The organism is Aeromonas bestiarum, assembly GCF_028751155.1.
Classification (GTDB): Bacteria; Pseudomonadota; Gammaproteobacteria; order Enterobacterales; family Aeromonadaceae; genus Aeromonas; species Aeromonas bestiarum.
Map to the genome: position 1 here is coordinate 2,709,322 of NZ_CP064746.1, position 21,974 is coordinate 2,731,295.

Annotated in this window: 17 protein-coding genes; 3 read left to right on the forward strand and 14 right to left on the reverse strand. The window is 62.7% G+C overall.

The features are described 5' to 3' along the window. Positions 1-20 precede the first annotated feature (20 nt). The 4 genes from amoF to IU367_RS12555 are packed head-to-tail and all read right to left on the reverse strand — an operon-like array spanning position 21 to position 6,893. Positions 21-3,134, reverse strand: coding sequence for an amonabactin biosynthesis non-ribosomal peptide synthetase AmoF (gene amoF, locus IU367_RS12540; RefSeq protein WP_274452061.1), 3,114 nt, complete (start codon positions 3,132-3,134; stop codon positions 21-23). Beyond that, complete coding sequence (locus tag IU367_RS12545; RefSeq protein WP_274452062.1) at positions 3,131-4,042, reverse strand: isochorismatase family protein; 912 nt, start codon at positions 4,040-4,042, stop codon at positions 3,131-3,133. The genes amoF and IU367_RS12545 overlap by 4 nt, the downstream gene beginning before the upstream one ends. 23 nt (positions 4,043-4,065) lie before the next feature. After that, a complete protein-coding gene (locus IU367_RS12550; RefSeq protein ID WP_274452063.1) occupies positions 4,066-5,733 on the reverse strand; it encodes a (2,3-dihydroxybenzoyl)adenylate synthase in 1,668 nt (555 codons plus the stop codon). Beyond that, positions 5,730-6,893 carry an isochorismate synthase gene (locus tag IU367_RS12555; RefSeq protein WP_274452064.1) on the reverse strand — a complete coding sequence of 388 codons (1,164 nt, stop codon included), beginning with the start codon at positions 6,891-6,893 and terminating at the stop codon, positions 5,730-5,732. Before IU367_RS12555 ends, IU367_RS12550 begins: the two co-directional genes overlap by 4 nt. A gap of 325 nt (positions 6,894-7,218) precedes the next feature. Between IU367_RS12555 and IU367_RS12560 the strand changes: the two genes are divergently transcribed. Next, positions 7,219-7,770, forward strand: coding sequence for a lipoprotein (locus IU367_RS12560; protein ID WP_043138398.1), 552 nt, complete (start codon positions 7,219-7,221; stop codon positions 7,768-7,770). A 134-nt stretch (positions 7,771-7,904) separates the two neighbouring features. After that, entirely contained in the window at positions 7,905-9,905 is a 2,001-nt protein-coding gene (locus tag IU367_RS12565) for a hypothetical protein (protein WP_274452065.1), read from the forward strand. 95 nt (positions 9,906-10,000) lie between these two features. On the opposite strand, the gene glgC is transcribed toward IU367_RS12565, so the two are convergent. Then, positions 10,001-11,275: a glucose-1-phosphate adenylyltransferase gene (gene glgC / locus IU367_RS12570; protein ID WP_043555434.1), complete on the reverse strand. Its 1,275-nt coding sequence runs from the start codon at positions 11,273-11,275 to the stop codon at positions 10,001-10,003. A 188-nt stretch (positions 11,276-11,463) separates the two neighbouring features. Between glgC and IU367_RS12575 the strand changes: the two genes are divergently transcribed. Next, on the forward strand, positions 11,464-13,104 hold the full coding sequence (locus IU367_RS12575) for an EAL domain-containing protein (protein WP_274452066.1): 1,641 nt from the start codon (positions 11,464-11,466) through the stop codon (positions 13,102-13,104). On the opposite strand, the gene IU367_RS12580 is transcribed toward IU367_RS12575, so the two are convergent. From IU367_RS12580 to fdhD, 9 genes are all read right to left on the reverse strand, one after another. Beyond that, positions 13,067-13,561 carry a hypothetical protein gene (locus tag IU367_RS12580; protein ID WP_043138390.1) on the reverse strand — a complete coding sequence of 165 codons (495 nt, stop codon included), beginning with the start codon at positions 13,559-13,561 and terminating at the stop codon, positions 13,067-13,069. The genes IU367_RS12575 and IU367_RS12580 overlap by 38 nt on opposite strands. Positions 13,562-13,730: 169 nt before the next feature. After that, positions 13,731-14,093 (reverse strand): DUF2750 domain-containing protein, encoded by a 363-nt coding sequence (locus tag IU367_RS12585; protein ID WP_042034251.1) that lies wholly within the window; start codon positions 14,091-14,093, stop codon positions 13,731-13,733. Between the two features lie 182 nt (positions 14,094-14,275). Continuing rightward, positions 14,276-15,580: an inosine/guanosine kinase gene (locus tag IU367_RS12590; RefSeq protein WP_043138387.1), complete on the reverse strand. Its 1,305-nt coding sequence runs from the start codon at positions 15,578-15,580 to the stop codon at positions 14,276-14,278. 185 nt (positions 15,581-15,765) lie between these two features. After that, positions 15,766-16,158: an MAPEG family protein gene (locus tag IU367_RS12595; protein ID WP_103472403.1), complete on the reverse strand. Its 393-nt coding sequence runs from the start codon at positions 16,156-16,158 to the stop codon at positions 15,766-15,768. Between the two features lie 40 nt (positions 16,159-16,198). Then, complete coding sequence (hemH, locus tag IU367_RS12600; RefSeq protein WP_274452067.1) at positions 16,199-17,173, reverse strand: ferrochelatase; 975 nt, start codon at positions 17,171-17,173, stop codon at positions 16,199-16,201. Between the two features lie 113 nt (positions 17,174-17,286). Further along, positions 17,287-17,931, reverse strand: a complete 645-nt coding sequence (gene adk, locus IU367_RS12605) for an adenylate kinase (RefSeq protein ID WP_043138383.1) — start codon at positions 17,929-17,931, stop codon at positions 17,287-17,289. A 257-nt stretch (positions 17,932-18,188) separates the two neighbouring features. After that, positions 18,189-20,102, reverse strand: coding sequence for a molecular chaperone HtpG (gene htpG / locus IU367_RS12610; RefSeq protein ID WP_098984246.1), 1,914 nt, complete (start codon positions 20,100-20,102; stop codon positions 18,189-18,191). A 241-nt stretch (positions 20,103-20,343) separates the two neighbouring features. After that, entirely contained in the window at positions 20,344-20,946 is a 603-nt protein-coding gene (gene recR, locus IU367_RS12615; protein WP_043138375.1) for a recombination mediator RecR, read from the reverse strand. A 196-nt stretch (positions 20,947-21,142) separates the two neighbouring features. After that, complete coding sequence (gene fdhD, locus IU367_RS12620) at positions 21,143-21,967, reverse strand: formate dehydrogenase accessory sulfurtransferase FdhD (RefSeq protein ID WP_274452068.1); 825 nt, start codon at positions 21,965-21,967, stop codon at positions 21,143-21,145. Positions 21,968-21,974 lie beyond the last annotated feature (7 nt).

Here is a 21,974-nt window from a genome sequence, read left to right on the forward strand (position 1 = left end):
CTCCTTCGTCATCTTGCCCATCACCAGACCATCTCCACGCTCTCTTCATCCTCGGTCAGCTTGCCATCGAGGAAACGGCAGAACTCATCCAGACGGGGATGATCGAAGACATCGGAGACCTTGACCTGTACCCCGAACTCGGCGCCGAGCCGGTTCACTATCTGTATGGTCTGCAGGGACTGGCCCCCCAGCTCGAAGAAGTTGTCAGCGGGCGCCATGGTGGCCAGCCCCAGGATCTGTTGCCAGATGGCGCCGACCCTGTTCTCGGTCTCGCTGCCCAGCGTCAGGGCTTCCCCCCCCGCCTGGTACTGAGCCAGCAGGGCCTTGCGATCCAGCTTGTTGGAGCCGGTGCGGGGCAACTGGTCATAGTGGCGATAGTCCGTGGGGATCATGGCGGCAGGCAGCACCTTGGCGAGCTGCGCCTTGATGACCCGGCTGTCGCGCTCGGACCCGGCCACGAAGGCCACCAGCCGGCGCACGCTGCCGATGCTCACCCCCTGCACGCAGGCCTCGTCCACCCCGGGCAGGGCCAGCAACTGGGCCTCCACCTCGCCGGGCTGGATCCGGTAGCCGCTGATCTTGAATTCGTTGTCGCGCCGGCCCAGATAGACCAGACGACCGGCCACCCAGCGCACTCTATCGCCGGTGCGATAGACGGGCAGCTCCTGCGCGCCGACCCTCAGGGTACCGAAACCGCCCTGTGCACTCTGCACATTCGCGCTCTGCGCGCTGCCCACATAACCGTTGGCGAGCTGCGGGCCGAGCAGCACCAGCTCCCCCTCCTCGGCGGGTTGCTCCCCCGCCCCCAGGATCAGTGCCTGCATGCCGGGCAGCGGCAGACCTATGGGCAGCTGGGCCTGAGTCGGGTCTTCCCCTTGCAACTCCTGAGTGGTGACCACGACAGTGGTCTCGGTGGGGCCGTAGGTGTTGAAGAGGCGCACATCAGTGCGGCCCTGACGCTGCCACTGGGCCAGTTGCTCGGGGTAGACGGCCTCGCCGCCTATGATGACGGTAGCCAGATTGGCCGGGATATGGGCCTGGCCCGCGCCGAGGGACACCACCCACTCGTTCCAGAAGGCGGTGGGCAAATCGAGATGGGTGATCCCCAGCGCCTCCACCCCGGCCACGAAGGCGGGAATGGATTCGAGCAGGGCGTCGGTGCGCAGCACCAGGGTCGCACCGGCGCTCAGGGTGGCGAACACCTCTTCGATGCTGGCGTCGAAATTGAAGGGGGCGAATTGCAGCATCCGCGCCCCCTCATCCAGGTGATAGCGGCAGCGGGCGGCGGCGGCAAAGTGATCCAGCGCCCCGTGACTGACCGCCACCCCCTTGGGAAGACCGGTCGAGCCGGAGGTGAACATCAGGTAGGCGACGGCGCGACCGGCGGCCGGCTGGTTGAGCCGATCGTCGCTCACCAGATCCCCCGCCAGGAGAGTACGACCTTCAAACAGGCTGGCCAGCTTGTGGCGATATTCCGCCTGGGTGATCAGGGTCTTGACCTCCCCCAGCCGCAGTATGTGGCCCTGACGTTCCAGCGGCTGCTCGGGGTCTAGCGGCACATAGACGGCGCCCGCCAGGAGTACAGCCAGTTGGGCGAAGATGGCCTGGGGGGTGCGGGCCAGCATGACGCCGACTCTATCTCCCGGCTGCACACCGGACGCCTGCAGGGCCGCCGCCATCTGCTCGCAGCGAGTCAGCAGCGCCTCGTAGCTGACACTCACCTCCCCTTGTATCAAGGCAATCTTGTGCGGGGTCTGGGCGGCGAAGTGGCAGAGCGCATCCAGCACAGGGCGCACCTTGATCACTTCATGGTCAGGGCTAGTGATCAGCGCAGCCAGCCGCTGCTCGGCCAGCCAGTCGGCCTTGAGGCTTCCCAGAGTCAGGGTGGGCTCGGCCAGCCAGCGGCCCAGCAGGGCGAACAGGGTATCGGCGATGGCCGCCAGATCGGCCTGCTGGTAGCAACCGGGGTTGGCGTCCAGATCCAGTCTGGGCTGACCGTCGGCGCCGACTTGCACCTCTATGGTGAGATCCTCCACAGGGCCGGCACTGATGTTGAGAATATGGGCACTGAGGGGGCCAAACCGGCGGGCATGATCGAACGGCATGATATTGACCAGTGGGCCGAACAGGCGCTTGTCGCCCCCCACCAGACCAAGGTCTCGGCGCAGCAGTTCGTAGCGGTAGTGCTGGTGTTTGCGCACCCCGCGCTTGGCCTTGGCCACGGCGCCGGCTGCTCCCGCCAGATCCAGTTCTTCACCAAGCGCGAGAGCCAGGGGGGTGATGTTCATCTGCATGCAGGGCACGGTCAGGGAGGCCGAACCGATGCGGTTCATCATCATCAGGCCAAGCAGGGTCTTTTCCTGACCGCTGGCAAGGGACAACTGGGCCGAGAGGCCGGCCAGCAGCAGATCGGGCCAACCCAACTTGTGCTCGTCGGCAAAGCCGGTCAGCGCCTGCCACAGCGCCGCCGGCAGCGGGCGGCTCTCGCGAATAAACTCGGCGGCGATGGGGGCGCGGGCCTCGCCAAAGGATTTCACCTCGGGCCAGCCTTGCAACTGCTCCTGCCAGAAGGTGCGGGCGGCGGCGTTCTTGCCGCTATCCTCGCGGGCCAGCTCTTCGGCCAGCACCTCGTCCAGCAGGCCAAACGGCGATGGCGACGGCACTGCCCCTGCCAGCCCTTCGCCATAGAGTTCGGCGATGCGCTGGAACAGCAAGGTGGTGCCAAAGCCATCCAGCGCTATGTGGTGCACGCAGCTGTAGAGGTAATCCCGGCCGGGGCCGCGCAGCAGGGCGAAGCGGCAGGGGGCTTCTTTGGTCAACTCGAACGGACGGCGCAGATCGGCCCAGGCCCAGCCGCGGGCGGCGGCCTCGTCGTCACTCGCCAGGTTCACCTCGCCATAGGCGAGCTGTGCCTCGTCCGAAACGAAGCAGACCGCCTCCCCATCCTCTTCGAAGTGGCCCTTGAGCGCCTCGCACTCACCCACAGCCCGGATGAGCGCGGCCACCAGCACGGCCGCGTCGACCTTGCCATCGAAGGCGATGCACTCGGCGGTGTTGAACATCGCCTTGTCGTCGTTGAGCAGATGACCGGACCAGAGCCCCTGCTGGGGTATGGTCAAGGGGAAGCGGCTCATTGCACCACCTCCAGGGTGTTTTGCTCGGCCAGCTTCTTCTCGATCAGGCGCCACCAGCCGTTGAGGGTCGGCAGCTTGGCCAAGTCCACGAAGCCGAGCTCCACCCCGGCGGCGCGCCATTCGGTGAGCAGGGACATGATGCGCACCGAATCCAGGCCGTAGTCGATGAGGTTCTCGTCGGGATCAAACTCCCCCTCGTCCTCGTCGATATGGCTCAGCAGCCGCGCCTTGAGCCCCTCGTAGGTCAGCAACGGATTGCTCTGGGTGGCAGAGGTGGAAGCCGGGGCAATGGCCAGCACCTCCTCGCAGGGGATCACCTTGCCGCAGCGGGTCGCCACGTAGTCCAGCGCCATCTGGTGGTCGGCCAGGGAAAAGTCCGCCACCCCGTCCGCCAGGAAGAAGGGCTGAATGTCACGCATGAAGGCGTCGCAGGCGGTCATCATGCAGCCGATATGGCCGTAGATGCCGCCTATGATGAGCTGATCCCGTCCCAGCGCTTTGAGCATCTGCTCGAGCTCGGAGCGCTGGAAGGCGCTGTAGCGCCACTTGACCAGCACAGTGTCGTCCCGCTCTGGGCAGAGTGCTGCCACCACCTGCTGCAGCTCGGGCCGCTTGTTGAGCCCCGGGCCCCACATGTCGTTGAGCAGGGCGCGATCTTCGGGGGATTGATCCTTGGGCTGGGCGGTGTAGAAGACCGGGATGCCGAGTGCCTTGCACTGCTTGCGCACGGCGGCCAGGCGCTCGGTGAGATCCGCGATCAGCGGGCTGTTTTCGCCATAGAAGGCGGTGAAGTACTCCTGCATGTCGTGGATCAGCAGGGCGGCGCGTTTGGGATCCAGAGACCAGTTGACCTTGTTGGCCTTCCACTGGCTGGGCATGGCGTAATTGTTCAGGGTTGGGATAGCCATAACGTCATGATTCCTTTTTAGTTTTATGCTGTTGTCAGGGACTGGTTGGCGGCGATGGCGTGCGCAATGCGCGCCCGCAGCCCCTGCTTGTCAATCTTGCCCACCGCCGTCATCGGCAGGGCGTCCAGGGTTTCGAAACGGTCGGGCAGCTTGAAGTCCGCCACCCCGCGCTCGCGCAGAAACTTGCGCAAGGCCAGCGGCTTCAAGGCGGGATCCGTGCTGACGATGAAGGCGCAGCTCTTTTCCCCCATGGCGCTATCGGGCATGGAGACCAGGGCCGCATGGGTGATGGCCGGGTGGTGCAGCAGCTGGTTTTCCACCTCTTCCGCCGCGATCTTCTCGCCGCCCCGGTTGATCTGATCCTTCTGCCGCCCGACCACGGTGAGGTAACCATCGGCATCCTGTACCACCAGATCGCCGGAGCAGTAGAAGCCCTCGGCATCGAACACCCGGGCGTTGTGGGCCGGGCTCTGGTAGTAACCGCGGAAGGTGTAGGGGCCGCGGGTGTGCAGGGCGCCAGGCTCGCCGGGAGCGACCGGATTGCCCGCCTCATCAAGGATGCGCACCTCGTCGTCCGGGCTCATGGGGCGGCCCTGGGTGTGGATTATCTTGTCATCGCTATCGTCCAGCCGGGTGTAGTTGACCAGGCCTTCGGCCATGCCAAACACCTGTTGCAGCCGGCAGCCGAGCAGCGGGGTGATCTTGCGCGCCACCGCCTCGGCCAGCTTGGCGCCGCCCACCTGCAGCAAGGCCAGGCTCTCGAGCTGGCGGCGCACGGACGGGTCCGCCTCGGCCGCCTGCAACCAGAGGGAGACCGCCGGCGGCACCAGAGAGCAGAGGTTGACGCCGTGGCGGGCTATCAGCGGGAAGCAGCTCATGGGGCCGGGATCCGGCGCCAGCACCACGGCGCCGCCCGCCTCGAACACCCCCAGGGCACCCGGGGAGCTCAGGGGGAAGTTGTGAGGCGCCGGCAGGGCGCACAGATAGCGGGTGTGGGGCCCCAATTCACAGATCTCATTGCTGCGGCGCACGCTGTAGAGATAGTCGTCGTGAGTACGGGGAATGAGCTTGGGAGTGCCTGTGCTGCCGCCGGAGAGCTGGAAGAAGGCCACCTCGTCCGCCGGGCTAGGGCCATAGTTCAGGGGCGCCGTGCCCATGTCATCTCGCGCCCCTAGCCAGTGGGCCAGACCCAGTTCGCCCGCTTCGCCATCCAGCAACACCAGCTCGGCACCTATGCCTCGCAGCAGGTCACTGTGGCGATCCCCGTTGGCAAACAGCGGATGGGCGAGCGAGCCGATAAAGAGGCGGGGTATGATCTGCTCGGCGTAAGAGGCCAGCTCCAGCCGGTTGTGGCTAAAGAGGGCATTGACCGGGGCTATGCCGACTTTGAGCAGGGCGAAGAACACCAGATAGAATTCGGCCACATTGGGGAGCTGCACCAGGGCGGTATCCCCCACCCCCAGGCCATGGCGGGCGAGCCGCCCGGCCAATCGGCTCGAGGCCGCGTCCAGCTCGCGATAACTGAAGCTGCGCTCGCCGCAGAGGATGGCCTCGGCATCCGGCGCCACTTCGCACTGGCGCGCCAGCATGGCGGTCAAGGGTTCACCGCGCCAATAGCCCTTGGCTCGGTATTGATCCGCCAGCTCTGCGGGCCAGCGGGTATAGGGCAGGAAGCGGTTGGGCTGAGTCATTGTGCCACCTCCGGACTCAGGCCCAGGGCTTTGAGCATGGTCCCCAGCTTGGTACCGGTCTCGGCCCACTCCATGGCGGGATCCGAGCCTGCCACTATGCCGGCGCCGGCAAACAGCTCCACCTGATGGCCATCGAGCACGCCACAGCGGATCACCACGGCCCACTCGCCATTGCCCTGACTGTCGCACCAGCCGACGATGCCGCTGAACAGGGCGCGCCGAAAGGGCTCCTGCTCGAGGATGAACTGGCGCGCCAGCTCTGTGGGGTAACCGCACAGGGCCGGGGTCGGATGCAGCTGACAGGCCAGGGAGAGCACAGAAGCCTGACCCGGATGCAGCTGGCCGGCGATGGGCGTGCCCAGATGCCAGAGGGTATCCGTGCTCATCAGGGTGGGATTGGCGGGGATGGCCAGCTCGCGGCAGTGCGGTGTCAGCACCCGGCGGATCTCGTCGATCACCAAACGGTGTTCATGCTGATCCTTGCGGGAGGCCAGCAGATCCCGGGCCACCTGCCGGTCCTGCGCCGGCTCGCCGCCGCGCTTGGCAGAGCCCGCCAGCGGGTGGGTGAACACCTCGCCCCCGCTGACCCGCAACAGCAGCTCGGGGCTGGCGCCGAGCAGGCGGCGATCTTGCCCGAGCGGCAGGGAGAAGTGGAAGGCATGGGGATTCTGGCTCATCAGCCGGGCCAGCACCTGCTCGGGATCGGCGGGTTTGTGCAGCGTGAGGATCAGCTTGCGCGACAGCACTACCTTGGCGAGGTGACCCTGGGCGAAGGCATCCAGCGCCGAGCTGACCGATGTCTTGAACTCGGCCGCCGCCGGCGTGCTCTGCACCGAGATGACCTGATTGGCCTCGGCGGCACGCTCCACCGCAGGCGCTCGCTCTCCCCGCTCATAACGGCCGGGCACATAGAGGCAGGAGGCGTCGGCCGGGTCGAAGGCGAAGGCACCGATCAGTAGCGGATTGGCTTGCCCTGCGGCCTCGGCCGCCGCCAGCGCCCTGGCTATCTGTCGCTCCAGCAGGGGCCATTCGCAGGCGGGGGTGGTGATAGGCTGGCCCAGATCGTAGGCGCTGATCGTGCCCTGACCTGAGGTAAACAAGAAATCGGGCGGAGACGCAGCCTGGGCAGGTGCGCTATTTTCCATCACAAGAGTATCCACGTTACACCCTCAAACATGATTCAAAATGATAATGATTATCAATTTGTATTTGTGCGGCGGTAAAATACTCGCTTTGAAATCACCCGGTCAATGGGATTTTTATATCGATAAAACTGGAACTTATCTGTGGATATTGGGCAAGCCGCGCCACTGGCGGCCTGCCATGCCAGGCACCGAAGGGGTTACTCGTATGAAGACACAGCCCACACCCCATATGAGGCTGCGACAAAAACGGCAGCTGTGTGCCCAGACTGGCAGCCAGGGGCATTTCCCCCTAAGATGGCGCCATCTTTCTGGTCACTTATCTCAACTCACGGAACTGTCGATGTTAAAGCACCTGCTTCTGCTCCCCCTCAGCCTGCTGCTGGCAGCCTGTTCGCTCACCCAGTACAACGTCAGCGAAGGCGAAATCAACCAATACCTCAAAGAGAGGGTCGCCTTCGAGAAACAGCTGGGGATCCCCGGCATCATGTCGAGCAAGATCCGCCTGGACGAGATGCAGAGCCGCATCGGCCGCGCCCGCGCCGATCGGGTCGAGCTGGATGCTGCCGGTGATCTGCAGGTCAGCAGCCCCCTTGGCAGCCAGCAGATGAAGATCCGCTTCTCCCTCAGCGCCCGCCCCGACTATGTGGCCGAGCAGGGCGCCATCTACCTGCGCGATCTCGAACTCATCTCGGTCAAGACGGAGCCGGCCGACGTGGGCGCAGCCCTCACACCGCTGCTGCCCACTTTCAACCAGTCGCTCTCGCTGTTCCTCTCCCAGACGCCCGTCTATCGGCTGGATGGCAGTCGCAAGAACGAAGCCAGGATCAAGGAGAAGGTCGAGGCGCTCAAGGTGGAACCGGGCCGACTGGTCATCCCCTTCAAGCTGCTGTGACCCTCAGGCCGCGCCCCTCTCGGAGCGCGGCTTTTCTCTTCTCAAGCCCATCGCCTTGGTACATAATGCACACCATTCTCATTTAGATTCATGAGAAGCGTCATAATAAAATCAAACATATGGTGAGAAGGGACATGAGAAAAACCGTACTGGTACAGGCGATCGCCTGCGCACTGCTCAGTGGCGCCGCACAGGCTGCCGTCAAGGTGGAAGACAAGACATTCAACACCGCCGCCAACATGCTGGCCTATACCGAGTTCGAGCTCTCCGGCGAGCCGCTGGCCGAAGCGCTGGGGCTGGATCTCGATGTGCTGGATGCCAACCGCGCCGATGAGCCGACCCCGTTCGACTTCGCCGCCGGCATCGAATCCTATGAATATTCCGAAGAGGCCATGTACGCGCTGAACTATCAGTCCGGCATGGGCCCCCATCTGGTGAACGGGCCGCAAAACCTGGCCCGCGGCGGCACCCTGGCCGACCTCGGCAAGCGGGTGCTGGCCATGGCCGAGGCCGTCGGCTTCCCGGCCGATGAAGTGCCGCAAGGCATGTACCCCCTCTCCCTGCCCTACGCCTCCGCCAATCCGGAGTTTGCACAAGCGGTGAACACCACCCCGGTCAACGGCGATCAGATCACCATCAAGACCGCCAAGGGCACAGAGAAAACCGTCAAGACCCAGGTGCCGGCCTACTTCCGCGACTACGCCACCCTGCGCTGGAGCGGTGCCGACAACCTGCTGAACCCGGCAGCCGTGGGCGGCATACTGCTCAAAGAGGTGATGTGGTCCCAGGATTTCCTCGGCGGCATGCACGTGGCCGACACCGATGAAGAGGTGGAAGCCGCGTCCGCCACCATGGATCAGGACGGCAAGCACAAGCTGGGCGTCTCTGCCGCCGACGGCTTCAACGGCATGATGCTGACCGAGCAGTCCATCGACAAGCTGGCCATCATGCAGGGCCAGCTCGGTTTCGATGGCAAGCAGCTGGGTGCCAAGATCACACCGCAATACGATCCGTCCAAGGGTATCGTCTACTTCCCCCATCAGGTGAAAGTGACCGAAACCAGCAAGAATGACGTGGGCGCCATCGGCAAGCTCGAGGTGGTGGATGGCTCAGCCCAGCTGCGCGACGCCTGGATGATGCTGTGGCCGCTCTCCGAGTTCTACGCCTTCAGCGATCAACGCACGGCCAACACCAACCAGAATCCGGCCTTCCACGCCGTGTTTGACGGTGCCCCGTTTGCCGCCGCCCCGGCCGCCAACACCCAGGGTCAGAGCGCCAAGCAGGTGGTCGGCGACGACGCCTTCTCCCTGGCCCTGAACCTCTCCGGCCTGGTGTTCAAGAACCTCAACGCCCTGCACTTCGAGCCCAAGGCCGGCACTTTGGTCGACAGCTGGCAGGCAGGTAAACAAGGCAAGCACGTCACCACCTTCGACGCCGCTTACGCCCTGGTCGCCCTGCAGATCTTCCAGCGTGCCCAGGATGCACTGCCGGTCGGCTACGCCGCCGGTGACAACGGCGAGCTGAACCTGAAAACCGCACAAGGCCAGCAGGCACTGGTGCTCATTCGCCAGCAGGCCGACTTCATCCTCGGCAAGCTCAAGGGCAAGAACGGTCTGGTGCATGACGGTTTGACCCTGGGTGGCAAGCTGGATGCCGGTCAATCCATCGACGCGCAATTTGCCGCCGTGCGGGGTCTGACGGCCGCCTTCCTGGCGACCTCGGATGCCAAGTACCGCACTGCCGCGCGCGAGCTCTTCATCGCCACCGACAAGGCCTACTTCAATGCCAAGGCAGGCACCTGGCTTGCGGCCAAGCAGGGCGAATACACCCCCTGGACCCAGGCCGCCATCTCGGGCGCCCTGCGCTCCGCCATGCTGAACCTGCGCAACGAGGGGACAGAGAAGGCCCCTGCGCTGGAACTGGCCCAGCTGACCCAGCGCTACGTGAGCTGGTTCCGTGGCACGGTCAACGGCGGCATGCAGATGGCCGAGTGGATCGGCGACTCCGGTGAGAACGTCATCGAAGGAGCCGGTGGCGACACGGACGAAGACGGCGTGCCGCAAGTCACCGCCGCCGGTGGCAAACATGGCACCGCCATGGTGATGGCCGCCAAGGCCATTGTCAGCGAGAAATAAGTCAGCGGATAAATCCAACGATCACGCCATAAAGAAAGGGAGCTGATTCGGCTCCCTTTGCATTACAACGTCTGACACAGTTTCACGCTTCTCTCTCACGCCAGCTTGGCCAGCATCTCCTTGGTCACCAGCACGATCCCCTGCTCTGAGCGGTAGAAGCGGCGGCTATCCTCGTCCGCGTTCTCCCCCACCACCAGTCCATCGGGCAGCACGCAGCCCTTGTCCACCACCACCCGGCGCAGACGGCAGCCGGCACCTATCTCGACCCCGGGGAATATGATGGCCTGATCCAGGGTGCAGAAGGAGTGCACCCGCACATGGGTAAACAGCACAGAGTTGAGCACGAAGGAGCCGCTGACGATGGAACCGCCCGCGAACATGGAGTTGATGGTCATGCCGTGCTGACCGTTTCTGTCCTGCACGAACTTGGCGGGCGGCGTCATGGTCTGGCTGGTCCAGATGGGCCAGTTCTCGTCATAGATGTCGAGCTCGGGCACCACGGAGGCGAGATCCATGTTGGCTTCCCAGAACGAATCCAGGGTCCCCACGTCGCGCCAGTAGGGTTTCTGCCCCTCCTTGGCCCCGACGCAGGACATGGTGAAGGGATGGGCAAAGGCCTTGCCCTCTCCCACGATGCGCGGGATCACGTCCATGCCGAAGTCGTGCTTGGACTCCTGATTGTGGATGTCCTCTTCCAGCAGCTGATAGAGGTACTCCGCCTCGAAGATGTAGATGCCCATGGAGGCCAGGGATCTGTCCTCATGGCCCGGCATGGCCGGCGGGTTGGCCGGTTTTTCGACGAAGGCGCGGATCTTGCGCTGCTCGTCTATGTCCATGACCCCGAAGGCAGAGGCCTCCGCCCGTGGCACCTCGATACAGGCCACCGTCACCTTGGCACCGAGACGCACGTGATCGAGCAGCATGGCGGCGTAATCCATCTTGTAGATGTGATCCCCCGCCAGCACCACTATGTATTTGGGGCCGTAGTCGCGAATGATGTCGACGTTCTGATAGATGGCATCGGCGGTGCCGCGATACCAGTGCACCTCGTCCACCCTTTGCTGGGCAGGTAACAGATCGATGAATTCATTCATCTGGTAGCGCAGGAAGGACCAGCCCGATTGCAGGTGGCGCAACAGACTGTGGGACTTGTACTGGGTCACCACCCCCACCCGGCGAATGCCCGAGTTGATGCAGTTGGAGAGCACAAAGTCGATGATGCGGAACTTGCCGCCGAAATGGACGGCAGGCTTGGCGCGGTTGTCTGTCAACTGCTTCAGGCGGCTGCCCCGTCCCCCCGCGAGCACCAAGGCCATACTCTGATTCAATAATTGCCGTGCTTTGGCAGTATTTACGGGTTCTAACAACATGATTTACCTCTGCCTTGTTTGATCTATTTTCAACCCATCTTCGCCTTTTTAAGTGCCCATGAAAGTGGTTTCACTCACATTTAACCGATTTCAATTGGCCCTTTTCCAGGAGTTGAGCGGGATCCCATGCTTTACACCCCGAGCTTGGTTAGAATTTCAACATCACACGCATCATCAAGGATGACAAGATGTTGAACAAGCTCGGGAGTAACCTGTTACTGATCGCAGCCGTCACCTGTGCTCCTCTGCTGTTGTTACAAGGCATCTGGCTCGCCGTACAGGCAACCCTCTTCACCCTGATCCTCATCGTCGGCACTACCCTGCTCGGCTTTGGCCTGCTGTTCATGCTGGCCCATCGCACCCGCAACGCCGAGCGTGAACAGCAGGAACAAGTCTGGCTCAAGGCACTGCGACTGCGCGATCCCGCCTGTCTGGAGAGCCCGGCAGCCCAGGAGGCATTGCAACAACTGCTGACCCGGTTCAATGAAGCCGAGCTCGACGCCCATCGTCAGATCAGCGAGCTGCACAATCAGGCCACCCAGGATGAGCTGACCCAGTTGCAGAACCGCCACGCGTTCCGGCGCGACATGACGGAGCTGCTGCAGCGGGATCAGGATACCCAGACCGCCACCCTGGTGCTGATCCGCGCCACCGAACTTGGCAAGCTCAACGCCCAGCGCGGCTTCCAGTCGGGGGACGCCTACATCAAGGATATCGCCAATCTCATCACCCGGGTGGTCAGCCGCTTCCCGGGCCATCAGGTCTATCGCATCTCGGGGGCCGACTTCGCCGTGCTGGTGCAGCCGGTGGCCAACATACCGCCGCCCCTGCTCGGCCGGGATCTGAAAATCGCCTTCGATCACTATCAGCAGCAACACGAGCTGGAGAGCGCCGCCTACTCGGGGCTGACGCGCCTGAGCAGCGGGCAGAAGATAGAGGCCATACTGGCGCGGGCTGATCTGGCGCTGGCCCGTGCCCAGACAGAAACGGTCAACGGCTGGGCCATTCAACAGGACGATGACGTGGTGGAACTGCAGGGCCAGCACCACTGGAAGCTGGTGCTCAATGATCTGCTGGAGCAGGAGCGCATCAGCTTCACCTATCAGCCGATCCAGCCCATGCACCGCAGCATGCTGGCCTACAACGAGATCTACACCCGCTTCAGCGGCGCCGACGGCACAGTGCTGCCAACCGACACCCTGTTTGCCATGGCCCAGCGACTGGACATGGTGATGCGGCTGGAGCAGATGCTGGTCATCAACGTCATGCGCCAGTACCGGGCATTTGGCTCCAACCAGAGTCGCTGGGGCATCAGCCTCTCCAGCAACCTGTTGCAAAACAGCGCCTTCCTGATCTGGCTCGACCGGCAATTGCTCAAGGATCCCAACACCAGCGCCAACCTGGTGTTCGAGCTGGATGAGGAGCATCTGGAGCGCAACATGACGGGGGCCAAGCGGGTGTTCGAGCTGCTCAGGCGCAACGGCAGTCGCTCCGCCATCTGCAACTTCGGCAAGGGGATAGGGTCGTTCAACCTGTTTCGCGAGCTCAAGCCCGACTACATCAAGCTGGATCCCGCCCTGATCACGGGGCTGGAGCAGGATCTGACCAATCAGCAGTTCGTGCGGATGATAGTGGACGTATCACATCGTATGGGCTGCCAGGTGATAGCGGAAGGGGTGGAGCAGCTTGGCCAGAAACAGCTGCTGCAGGGCATGTATGTGGACGGCTTGCAGGGTTATCTCATCGCCAAGCCCCAGCAGTTGCGGCCGGATATCAGCCAGCTTGGCCTGTTTACTGAGGACGCTTCAACTTCAGCAGAGTCAGAATGATGTCGTTGAGCTGGCGATAACGTTCCAGCTCCTTCTGATCGTAACGGGTCGCCAGTGTGGTGGGATTGTGGCGATTCTTGAGGTAGCGGTTGATCTGCAGGCGGTTGAAACCCGCCACCTGATAGATCTGGCCCAGCAGGGCATTGAGCTCTTCGTGCTCGAAGCCGGCTCTGGCGAGGTAGTCGCTCTGGGCCGGGCTCTCCAGCTGGCTGCTCTGTTTGGCGATGCGGCCTGTCTCCTGCAGATAGGCGAGCCACTGTTCGAGATAAAGCGGCTTGCTGCCCGCCAGCAGATTGAAGAAACCCACCGCATCGCAGCGGCACTCGGTCAACAGCAGCACGGCCAGTTGGTCGTCATCACAGCTGAAGGTGACTGGGCCTGTCTGCCCCCAGTCCAGCGCCTGGACCCGGATCTCGGCGCGCTCCCCTGCAATGCCGGTTACGTCGAATACAAACATGGCTCCTCCCGCTCGGCAAAAGGTTGATGATGGACCATACCCCCCGCAGGTGCAAAGCCAAATCACCTTTTCATTCAGTATTCTGCAAGCTGGCCATAAAAAAACCGACATCCTCGCGGATATCGGTTCTTCAGGCATCCGATGGCCGTGGCCATCAATGCAGAACGGTTCAGGCGTCCAGTTCGACCAGTGCCTTGGCCAGCTCTATGGGTTCGAGCTCCTGGCCTTCCAGATCGGCATTCCAGTTCGGGCCGATCAGCACATCGTCCTCGTCCAGATCGTTGATCCAGATGTCGAGGAACTCTTCCAGCTCGATCACTTCCGGCTCGTAGTCGGCCCACTCGTCCACGCAATGCAGGCGGGCATCTACCTCGGCGGACCAGAGCGGCATCACATCGGCATCTTCAAATTCGGCAGAGCGGCAGACGACCCAGTCTTCACCGTAACGCAAGCCCCACACCTGACCCGACTCGCGGACTTCTTCGATGAACAGTTGGAAATTGGCGTCAAGATTGTCAGTTAACTTACTCATGGGGCTCTCTCTTTATCGGGTGCTGCGGCCACTGCAGTGCCGAGTGGCAATGCGGTGGCCAAATGGTGTCGCAAAAGTGACATGGACTCAAGCATCTTGGGGTTATTCGCACAAAAAACTGCCCAATGCCGTGTTTTGCCTGATAAAACGCCTCCCGAAGGAGGCGTTTGCCATGGCCGGGATCAACGCTCCCAGTAAACCTCTTCCAGGCTGTCTTCCTTCTCGGGCAGACCGCGAGAGAGACGCGGGCTGCTCTGGGCCAGCACCTCATAGCTGACCCGGTTGGCGTACTTGCACACCTGGGCCAGGGAGGAGTAGGTCAGGAACTCGGACATGTGCTTGGCGGAGTTCGGCACATTCATGCGGTGATAGGCGTTGGCCACCATGTCGTGCAGCACGGCAGACAGCGCGCCATCCCCTGCCCCGTTGGTGTTCTTGATCTTCTCCGGGCCACCCATGTAAGGGGAGATGTGGGAGTAGATGCGCGCAGGCTTGCGGCACTTGGCGCGGGCCATGGGGCGGCTGAACTCATACATGTTGAACTCGGGGATGACGCCGGGCAGCAGGGTATGGGTGGTCTCGCGCTTGTAGTCTTCCTCCGTATAGCTCGCCATGTAGAGGCCGATGGGGCCGGCGGTGCAGAGCACCATGTCGGCCCAGTCCAGCGCCTTGTCGGCAGCGCCGAGGGGATCGGCGATGCCGGTCAAAGCCTCGGCCTCATCTTCATTCATCGCCAGCACAGTCACGTTCTCGGCGATGAAGTCGCGCCACCACTGGGGATTGTCGGCAATGACGAAGCGGGTACCCAGGGTCAGCACCACGGGCACGCCGGCCTCGCGAGCGTAACGCACGGCGGCCATGGCGGCCTCTTTCATGGGATCGCCATCGTCACCGCGCACCAGATAGGCGGTGATCACCAGGGCGGAAGCCCCCTTGATCACCTCTTCCGGCACATGGTGCACATCCAGCTGGTTCATCTTGCCGGCGTTGATGCCAAAGCTGCGCTCGCCGCACTCTGTGATGAAGGTGAAGCAGCGACCGACCGGGCCGTCCACCGGCTGCAGGTAATCGAGGTTGACGCGGGAAGAGGTGTTGCACAGATAGCGGTAGGCGTAGCTGCCGATGCGGATGTCCTGGCTCATGACACCGAGCAGGATGGAGTGGGAGTCCGCCAGCACCGAATAGTTGTGCATGGTGTTGCCTATGGTGCCACCGGCAAACTCGCTCACCACCATGTTGTTGGTCTTGAGCTCTTCGTAGACCCGTTCGGCCACGTCGTCACTGATCACCACAGAGTGGCCCTTGCTCAGGCCATAACGGTTCAGGAAGTCCTCATCCACATGGGCTTCGATGTCCACCAGGGTCTGATCGATTCCCACCACATAGGCTTTGCCAAGTTCGGTAAGCAGGGGATTTTGCGGGATCAGGGGATCGCGCCTGTCGACCGGGAAGTAGTGTTTGGACTTGCGCTGACCGGGAAATTTCATGGCAATGTTCTGTGCTCTGGGGGAAAGAGGGGCGGGATTTTAACACAATCCGCCGCGCCGAAAAGTCGCCTGATTAAAATATGGCGTCAGTATAGACAAGGGCTGCAGAGGAAAACGTTTATCCCGCTCCCATAAAAAAACCACCTCGCCGGGAGGTGGTTTTTCAGTCGGCAACGATGAGGAGATCAGCCGAACGAGAGCCCCTGCACCAGGGCCAGCACCGAGAAGAGGCCGAGGGAGAGCCAGAAGAACAGGGTGCCAAACAGCCTGGGCTTGTTCGGCGCCTTGGGGATCTGGATGCCGATGGCGTGCAGGATTCGCCCCACCAGCAGGAGCGCACCGCCGAGGTGCAGCCAGAGGGCACCGACCCCCGCCAGTTCACACAGGGCCATCAGCAGCAGGGTCAGCGGCACGTACTCGGCGAAGTTGCCGTGGGCGCGGATCGCGGAGCGCATCTCGGGCGCCTCCCCTTCTCCTATCATCACCTTGAACTGGGCACGGCGCTTGACCACCCAGAAGGAGAGCAGCAGGAACAAGAGCCCCAGCAGGCCGGCGTAGATCAGCGTGATATGCATCATGAAGACAATCCTTATCGTTGAACGTTGAAACCCGGGGCTGTCACGCCAGCTCGCGGCAGATCAGCGACACCATCATGCGGATATGGGCCTGATCGCTGTTGAGCGCCGGAATGTAGTGGAACTGCTCGCCACCCGCCTCGGTGAAGAGGTGGCGGTTCTCGACCTGGATCTCCTCCAGAGTCTCGAGGCAGTCGGCGGAAAACGCCGGGCAGATCACATCGAGTCGCTTGATCCCCTGCCCCGCCAGCGCCGTGATGGTGGCATCGGTATAAGGCTTGAGCCACTCCTGCTTGCCGAAGCGAGACTGGAAACTGGCGCTCCACTGTTCGGGCGCAAGACCCAGGGCCTCGGCCAGCAGGGTCGCGGTGCGGCGGCACTGATGACCATAGGGATCACCCTCGTCTTCGCTGCGCTGGGGGATGCCGTGGAACGACATCAGCAGATGCTCACCCTGGCCCTGCTGCTCCCACTGGCGGCGCACGCTCATGGCCAGCGCCTGGATATATTCGGGGTGATTGTGATAGTCGCGGATGAGCCGCATCACCGGCAGGTGGCGCTCGTTTTTCATCACCCGCGCCCAGCCGTCGAACACCGCGGCCGTGGTGCTGGCGGCATATTGGGGATAGAGCGGCAACAGTATCACCCGGTTGACCCCCTGCGCCTTGAGCGCCTGCCAACCGTCGGCCAGTGACGGCTTGCCATAGGTCATGGCGAGCACCACGGGCACATCCACCCCTTCGCGCTTGAGTTCCTGCTCGAGGGCATCGCGCTGACGCTGGCTGATGGCCATCAGCGGCGATCCCTGCTCGGTCCAGATCTGCTGGTAGAGCTTGGACACCCTGGGGGCACGCAGTGGCAATATGACGAAGTTGAGCAGGGGGAACCACAACAGGCGGGGTATTTCGACCACCCGCGGATCCTGTAGGAACTGGCTGAGGAAGGCCTTGACGGCGGAGGTGGTCGGCGCCGCTGGCGTCCCCAGATTGACGAGCAAGATCCCGGTTTTGGTGGTCACGTTAGCTTCCTGTCATGCTGTTTTTGTCGTTCTTGTTATGATGCAAGAAAGGGCCCTGGATGGACCCTTGTCTCAGACTCGTTATCGACCGATTGCGGTTGGCAACGGCAGGCTTAGCCCAGGATGGCGGCCAGCTGCTTGCTGACCAGATCCACCGGCTGGGTGCCGTCGATCTTGACGTAACGGGTGTTGCCCGCTTCCGCCTCTTTACCGTAGAAACCGATCAGCGGCGCAGTCTGCTGATGGTACACGTCCAGACGCTTGCGTACCGTGGTCTCTTCGTCGTCGGCACGGATCACCAGATCCTCGCCGGTCACGTCATCCTTGCCTTCCACTTTCGGCGGGTTGAACACCACGTGGTAGGTACGGCCGGAGCCGGAGTGAACGCGACGACCGCTCATGCGCTTGACGATCTCTTCGTCCGGCACGTCGAATTCCAGCACGAAGTCGACCACGACACCGGCATCCTTCATGGCTTGCGCCTGGGGAATGGTGCGCGGGAAGCCATCCAGCAGGAAGCCGTTGGCGCAATCCGGTTGGGCGATACGCTCTTTGACCAGGCCTATGATGATGTCGTCAGAGACGAGCTGACCTGCGTCCATCACGGCTTTGGCCTTGAGGCCCAGCTCGGTGCCCGCCTTGATCGCCGCACGCAGCATGTCGCCGGTGGAGATCTGCGGAATACCATGTTTTTCCATGATGAACTGAGCCTGAGTACCCTTGCCGGCACCCGGAGCCCCCAACAGAACAATGCGCATACACGCTCCTATTGATTGGTTATTCAATTCTTGAGAAGGCAAAAAACTACACGGTTTCGCTCATTTTCACAAGCTTGCCCCGTGTGAGTGGCTTATTTTTCACCATGTTCCCGCAGCGGCGAGGCGACTCAAGCCGCAACGCTACCCTGAAAAAATGAGTGAAAATGCAGCGCCCCCCAATAACGAAGAGAGGCGCTTGCCCCTTGTCGGGCAAGCGCCACATAAAAAAGGCCCACTGCATGCAGTGGGCCCAAACATCATGCCTGGAGTAACAGACGGTTGATACGGGAGACGAAGCTCGCCGGATCATTCAGCCCGCCCTGCTCTGCCAGCTGGGCCTGTTCGTGCAGCAGGGTGACCCACTCGCCGAACAGCGCCTCGTCCTGGATGGTGTCGAGCTTCTTCACCAGCGCATGGTCGGGGTTCAGTTCCAGAATGTACTTCTGCTCAGGTACCGGCTGGCCGGCGGCGCGCATCAGCTTGATCATCTGGGTGCTCATGCCGTGGTCGTCGGTGACGATGCAGGAGGGTGAATCGGTCAGACGGTGGGTGACACGCACCTCTTTCACCGCGTCGGCCAGGCTCTGCTTGACCCGCTCCACCAGACCGGCGTTGGCTTTTTCAGCCTCCTCCTGCGCCTGCTTGGACGCTTCGTCCTCCAGATCCCCCAGATCCAGCTCGCCACGGGTCACAGAGACCAGCTGCTTGCCGTCGAACTCGGTCAGGTGGCTCATCAACCACTCGTCGACGCGCTCCCACATCAGCAGCACTTCGACGCCCTTCTTGCGGAAGATCTCAAGGTGCGGGCTGTTCTTGGCGGCGGCGAAGCTGTCGGCGGTGATGTAGTAAATCTTCTGCTGGCCTTCCTTCATGCGGCCAACGTAATCCTCGAGAGAGACGGTCTGGGCTTCGCCCTCGCCCGCCGTGCTGGCAAAGCGCAGCAGCTTGGCGATCTCTTCGCGGTTGGCGTGATCCTCGGCCGGACCCTCTTTGAGCACGTTGCCGAACTCGCTCCAGAACTTGGCGTACTTCTCGCTGTCATCCTTGGCCAGCTTGGCCAGCATGGTCAGCACCCGCTTGGAGCAGGCCTTGCGCAGGGAGACGGTCACCTTGTTGTCTTGCAGGATTTCACGGCTGACGTTGAGCGGCAGATCGTTGGAATCCAGCACCCCTTTGACGAAGCGCAGGTAGGCCGGCATGAACTGCTCGGCGTCGTCCATGATGAAGACGCGCTGCACGTAGAGCTTGAGGCCGTGTTTCTGATCCCGGTTGTAGAGATCGAAGGGAGCACGGGCCGGTACGTAGAGCAGGCTGGTGTACTCCTGCGCCCCTTCCACCCGGTTGTGACCCCACAAGAGCGGATCTTCGAAGTCGTGGGCGACGTGCTTGTAGAACTCCTGGTACTCCTCGTCCTTGATCTCTTTCGGATTGCGGGTCCAGAGTGCAGTGGCGCGGTTGACCTGCTCCCACTCGCCCGGGGTACCGACGACGGTCTCGCCATCCTCTTCACGGTCCGGGGTGCCCTCTTTGAACATTTCCACCGGCACGCTGATGTGGTCGGAATACTTGGCGACCACGGCGCGCAGACGCCAGTCGTCGAGGAACTCTTCCTCTTCGGCACGCAGGTGCAGGATGACGTCGGTACCACGGCCTTCCTTGGTCACATCGGCCACGGTGAAGGAGCCTTCCCCTTCCGATTCCCACTGCACCCCTTGATCAGGCTCGGTGCCGGCGGCGCGGGAAACCACAGTCACCTTGTCGGCAACGATGAAGGCGGAGTAGAAACCGACACCAAACTGACCGATCAGCTGGGAGTCGCGGCCCTGATCACCGGACAAGTTCTTGAAGAACTCGGCGGTGCCGGACTTGGCGATGGTGCCCAGATGCTCGATCACCTGATCCCGGCTCATACCTATACCGTTATCAGAGATGGTCAGGGTCCGGTTCTCTTTATCAACCACCAGGCGAACGCGCAACTGGCCGTCGTTTTCGAACAAAGAGGCATCGGAAAGCGCCTTGAAGCGCAGCTTGTCCGCCGCATCTGAGGCGTTGGAGATCAGCTCGCGCAGGAACACTTCTTTGTTGGAGTAGAGGCTGTGGGCCATCAGGCTCAGCAGTTGTTTGACTTCAGTCTGAAACCCGTGGGTTTCGGCATGAACGCTTTGGGTCATCGACACTATCCTCAGGCGATTCGGGTTGAACACATTCCTGATACAAGATGGGGCCTGGGATCCCCATTTCAAGGGGGACAAGTCTGCTGACGGTGCGAATGGCGATTTTTGCGCCAGCACTCAGCCAGGCACCGCCCATCGCTCAAACAAAAACCCGCCGAGGCGGGTTTGGGAAGCAATAAGCCTGGCGCAGGCTCAGCTCAGTGGCTGATGCGGCCTCAATTAAGGGGCTGACGCGGGCTCAATTAAGGGGCTGACGCCCCATCAAGGAGTGAGAAAGCGTGGTGCCATCCACCAGCTCCAGCTCGCCCCCCACCGGCACGCCGTGGGCAATCCGGCTCACCTTGACGCCGGCGGCGCGGGCCATGTCGGCGATATACCAGGCGGTGGCATCCCCTTCGATGGTGGGGTTGGTGGCCAGGATCAGCTCGCTGATGGACTCGGCCTTCAGGCGCCGCTCCAGGATCTCCAGCCCCAGCTCTTCCGGACCTATGCCATCGAGGGGGGACAGGTGCCCCATCAGCACGAAGTAACGGCCGGAGAACTGGCCCGTGTGCTCGATGGCGGCCACGTCCGCCGGGCTCTCCACCACGCACAGCAGGCCGCTCTCTTCGCGCTTGGGATTGGCGCAGATCTCGCAGCGATCGTTCTCGGTGAAGGTGCGGCAATGGCTGCAGTGGCCTATCTCGGTCAGCGCCCGGTTGAGCAGCTGGGCCAGTCGCAAGCCGCCGCTGCGCTCGCGCTCGAGCAGGGTGAACGCCATGCGCTGGGCCGACTTGGGACCGACCCCCGGCAGCACCTGCAGGGCCTTCATCATCTCATCCAGCAAGGGGCTGAATTTCATGGGCTAAGTATCCTTTGACGCTGTGTCGGCGGACGGCGACCTCAGGCAACCCTTGCGGGTGCGGGTTGCGCTTCGCCCGGCCGAACCTATCTTGTTGGCGCAGGACTATACCCGAGCCGCCCCCCGTCCGCCAATGGCCTTGTGCCTGCCGGCGCTATGACGTCGCCGACCGGATGAGGCGGTGACCGCGGCCACACTACCCCAGCAGGATGCGCTGACGACCGCTGTAAATCTCGGCGCGGCCCGGGCGGCAAAAGCCCACCAGGGTAAGCCCGGTCTGCTCGGCCCGCTCGACCGCGAGCTCAGTGGCGGCCGAGATGGCGAACAGGATCTCCACACCGGCACTGGCACACTTTTGCACCATCTCGAAGCTGGCGCGGCTGGTCACCAGGATGGCGCCGTCGCGCCGGCCGGTGCGCTGCAGGTGCCCCACCAGCTTGTCGAGCGCTATGTGGCGCCCCACGTCCTCGCGAATGGCCAGGATATTACCCTCCCCGTCCACATGGACGGCGGCATGGGTGGCCCCCGTGCTCTGCCCCAGCAACTGCAGGGGCCGCAGCGCGTCCAGCACCTTGTCGATCAGAGTCACCTCGAAGCACTGGCTGTCCGGCAGCCGCGGCAAAGTGCGCACCACCTGCTCCAGGCTCTCGCTGCCACAGATGCCGCACCCAGTGCGCCCCGCCAGGGTACGCCGCTTCTCTTTCAGGCGATGGACGCAGCGATTGGCCAGGGTGATATGCAGCTCAATCCCCTGGCAGCCATCGACCTGATCGATGTCGTGGATATCGTGGAGGCTGTCGATGATCCCCTCGGAGAGTGAAAAGCCGATGGCAAAGTCCTCCAGATCGGCGGCCGAACACATCATGACGCTGTGGGCTATGCCGTTGTAGACCAGCGCCACCGGAGTTTCGCAGGGCAGCTGCATGGCGCTGTCCGTGGTGACGCCGTCGCGCTGGTAATGGACCACCTCCCGGTGGGCGCTAAGCGCCTGCGGCGTATCGCTATCGAGTTCGAGCAACATCTTGGAG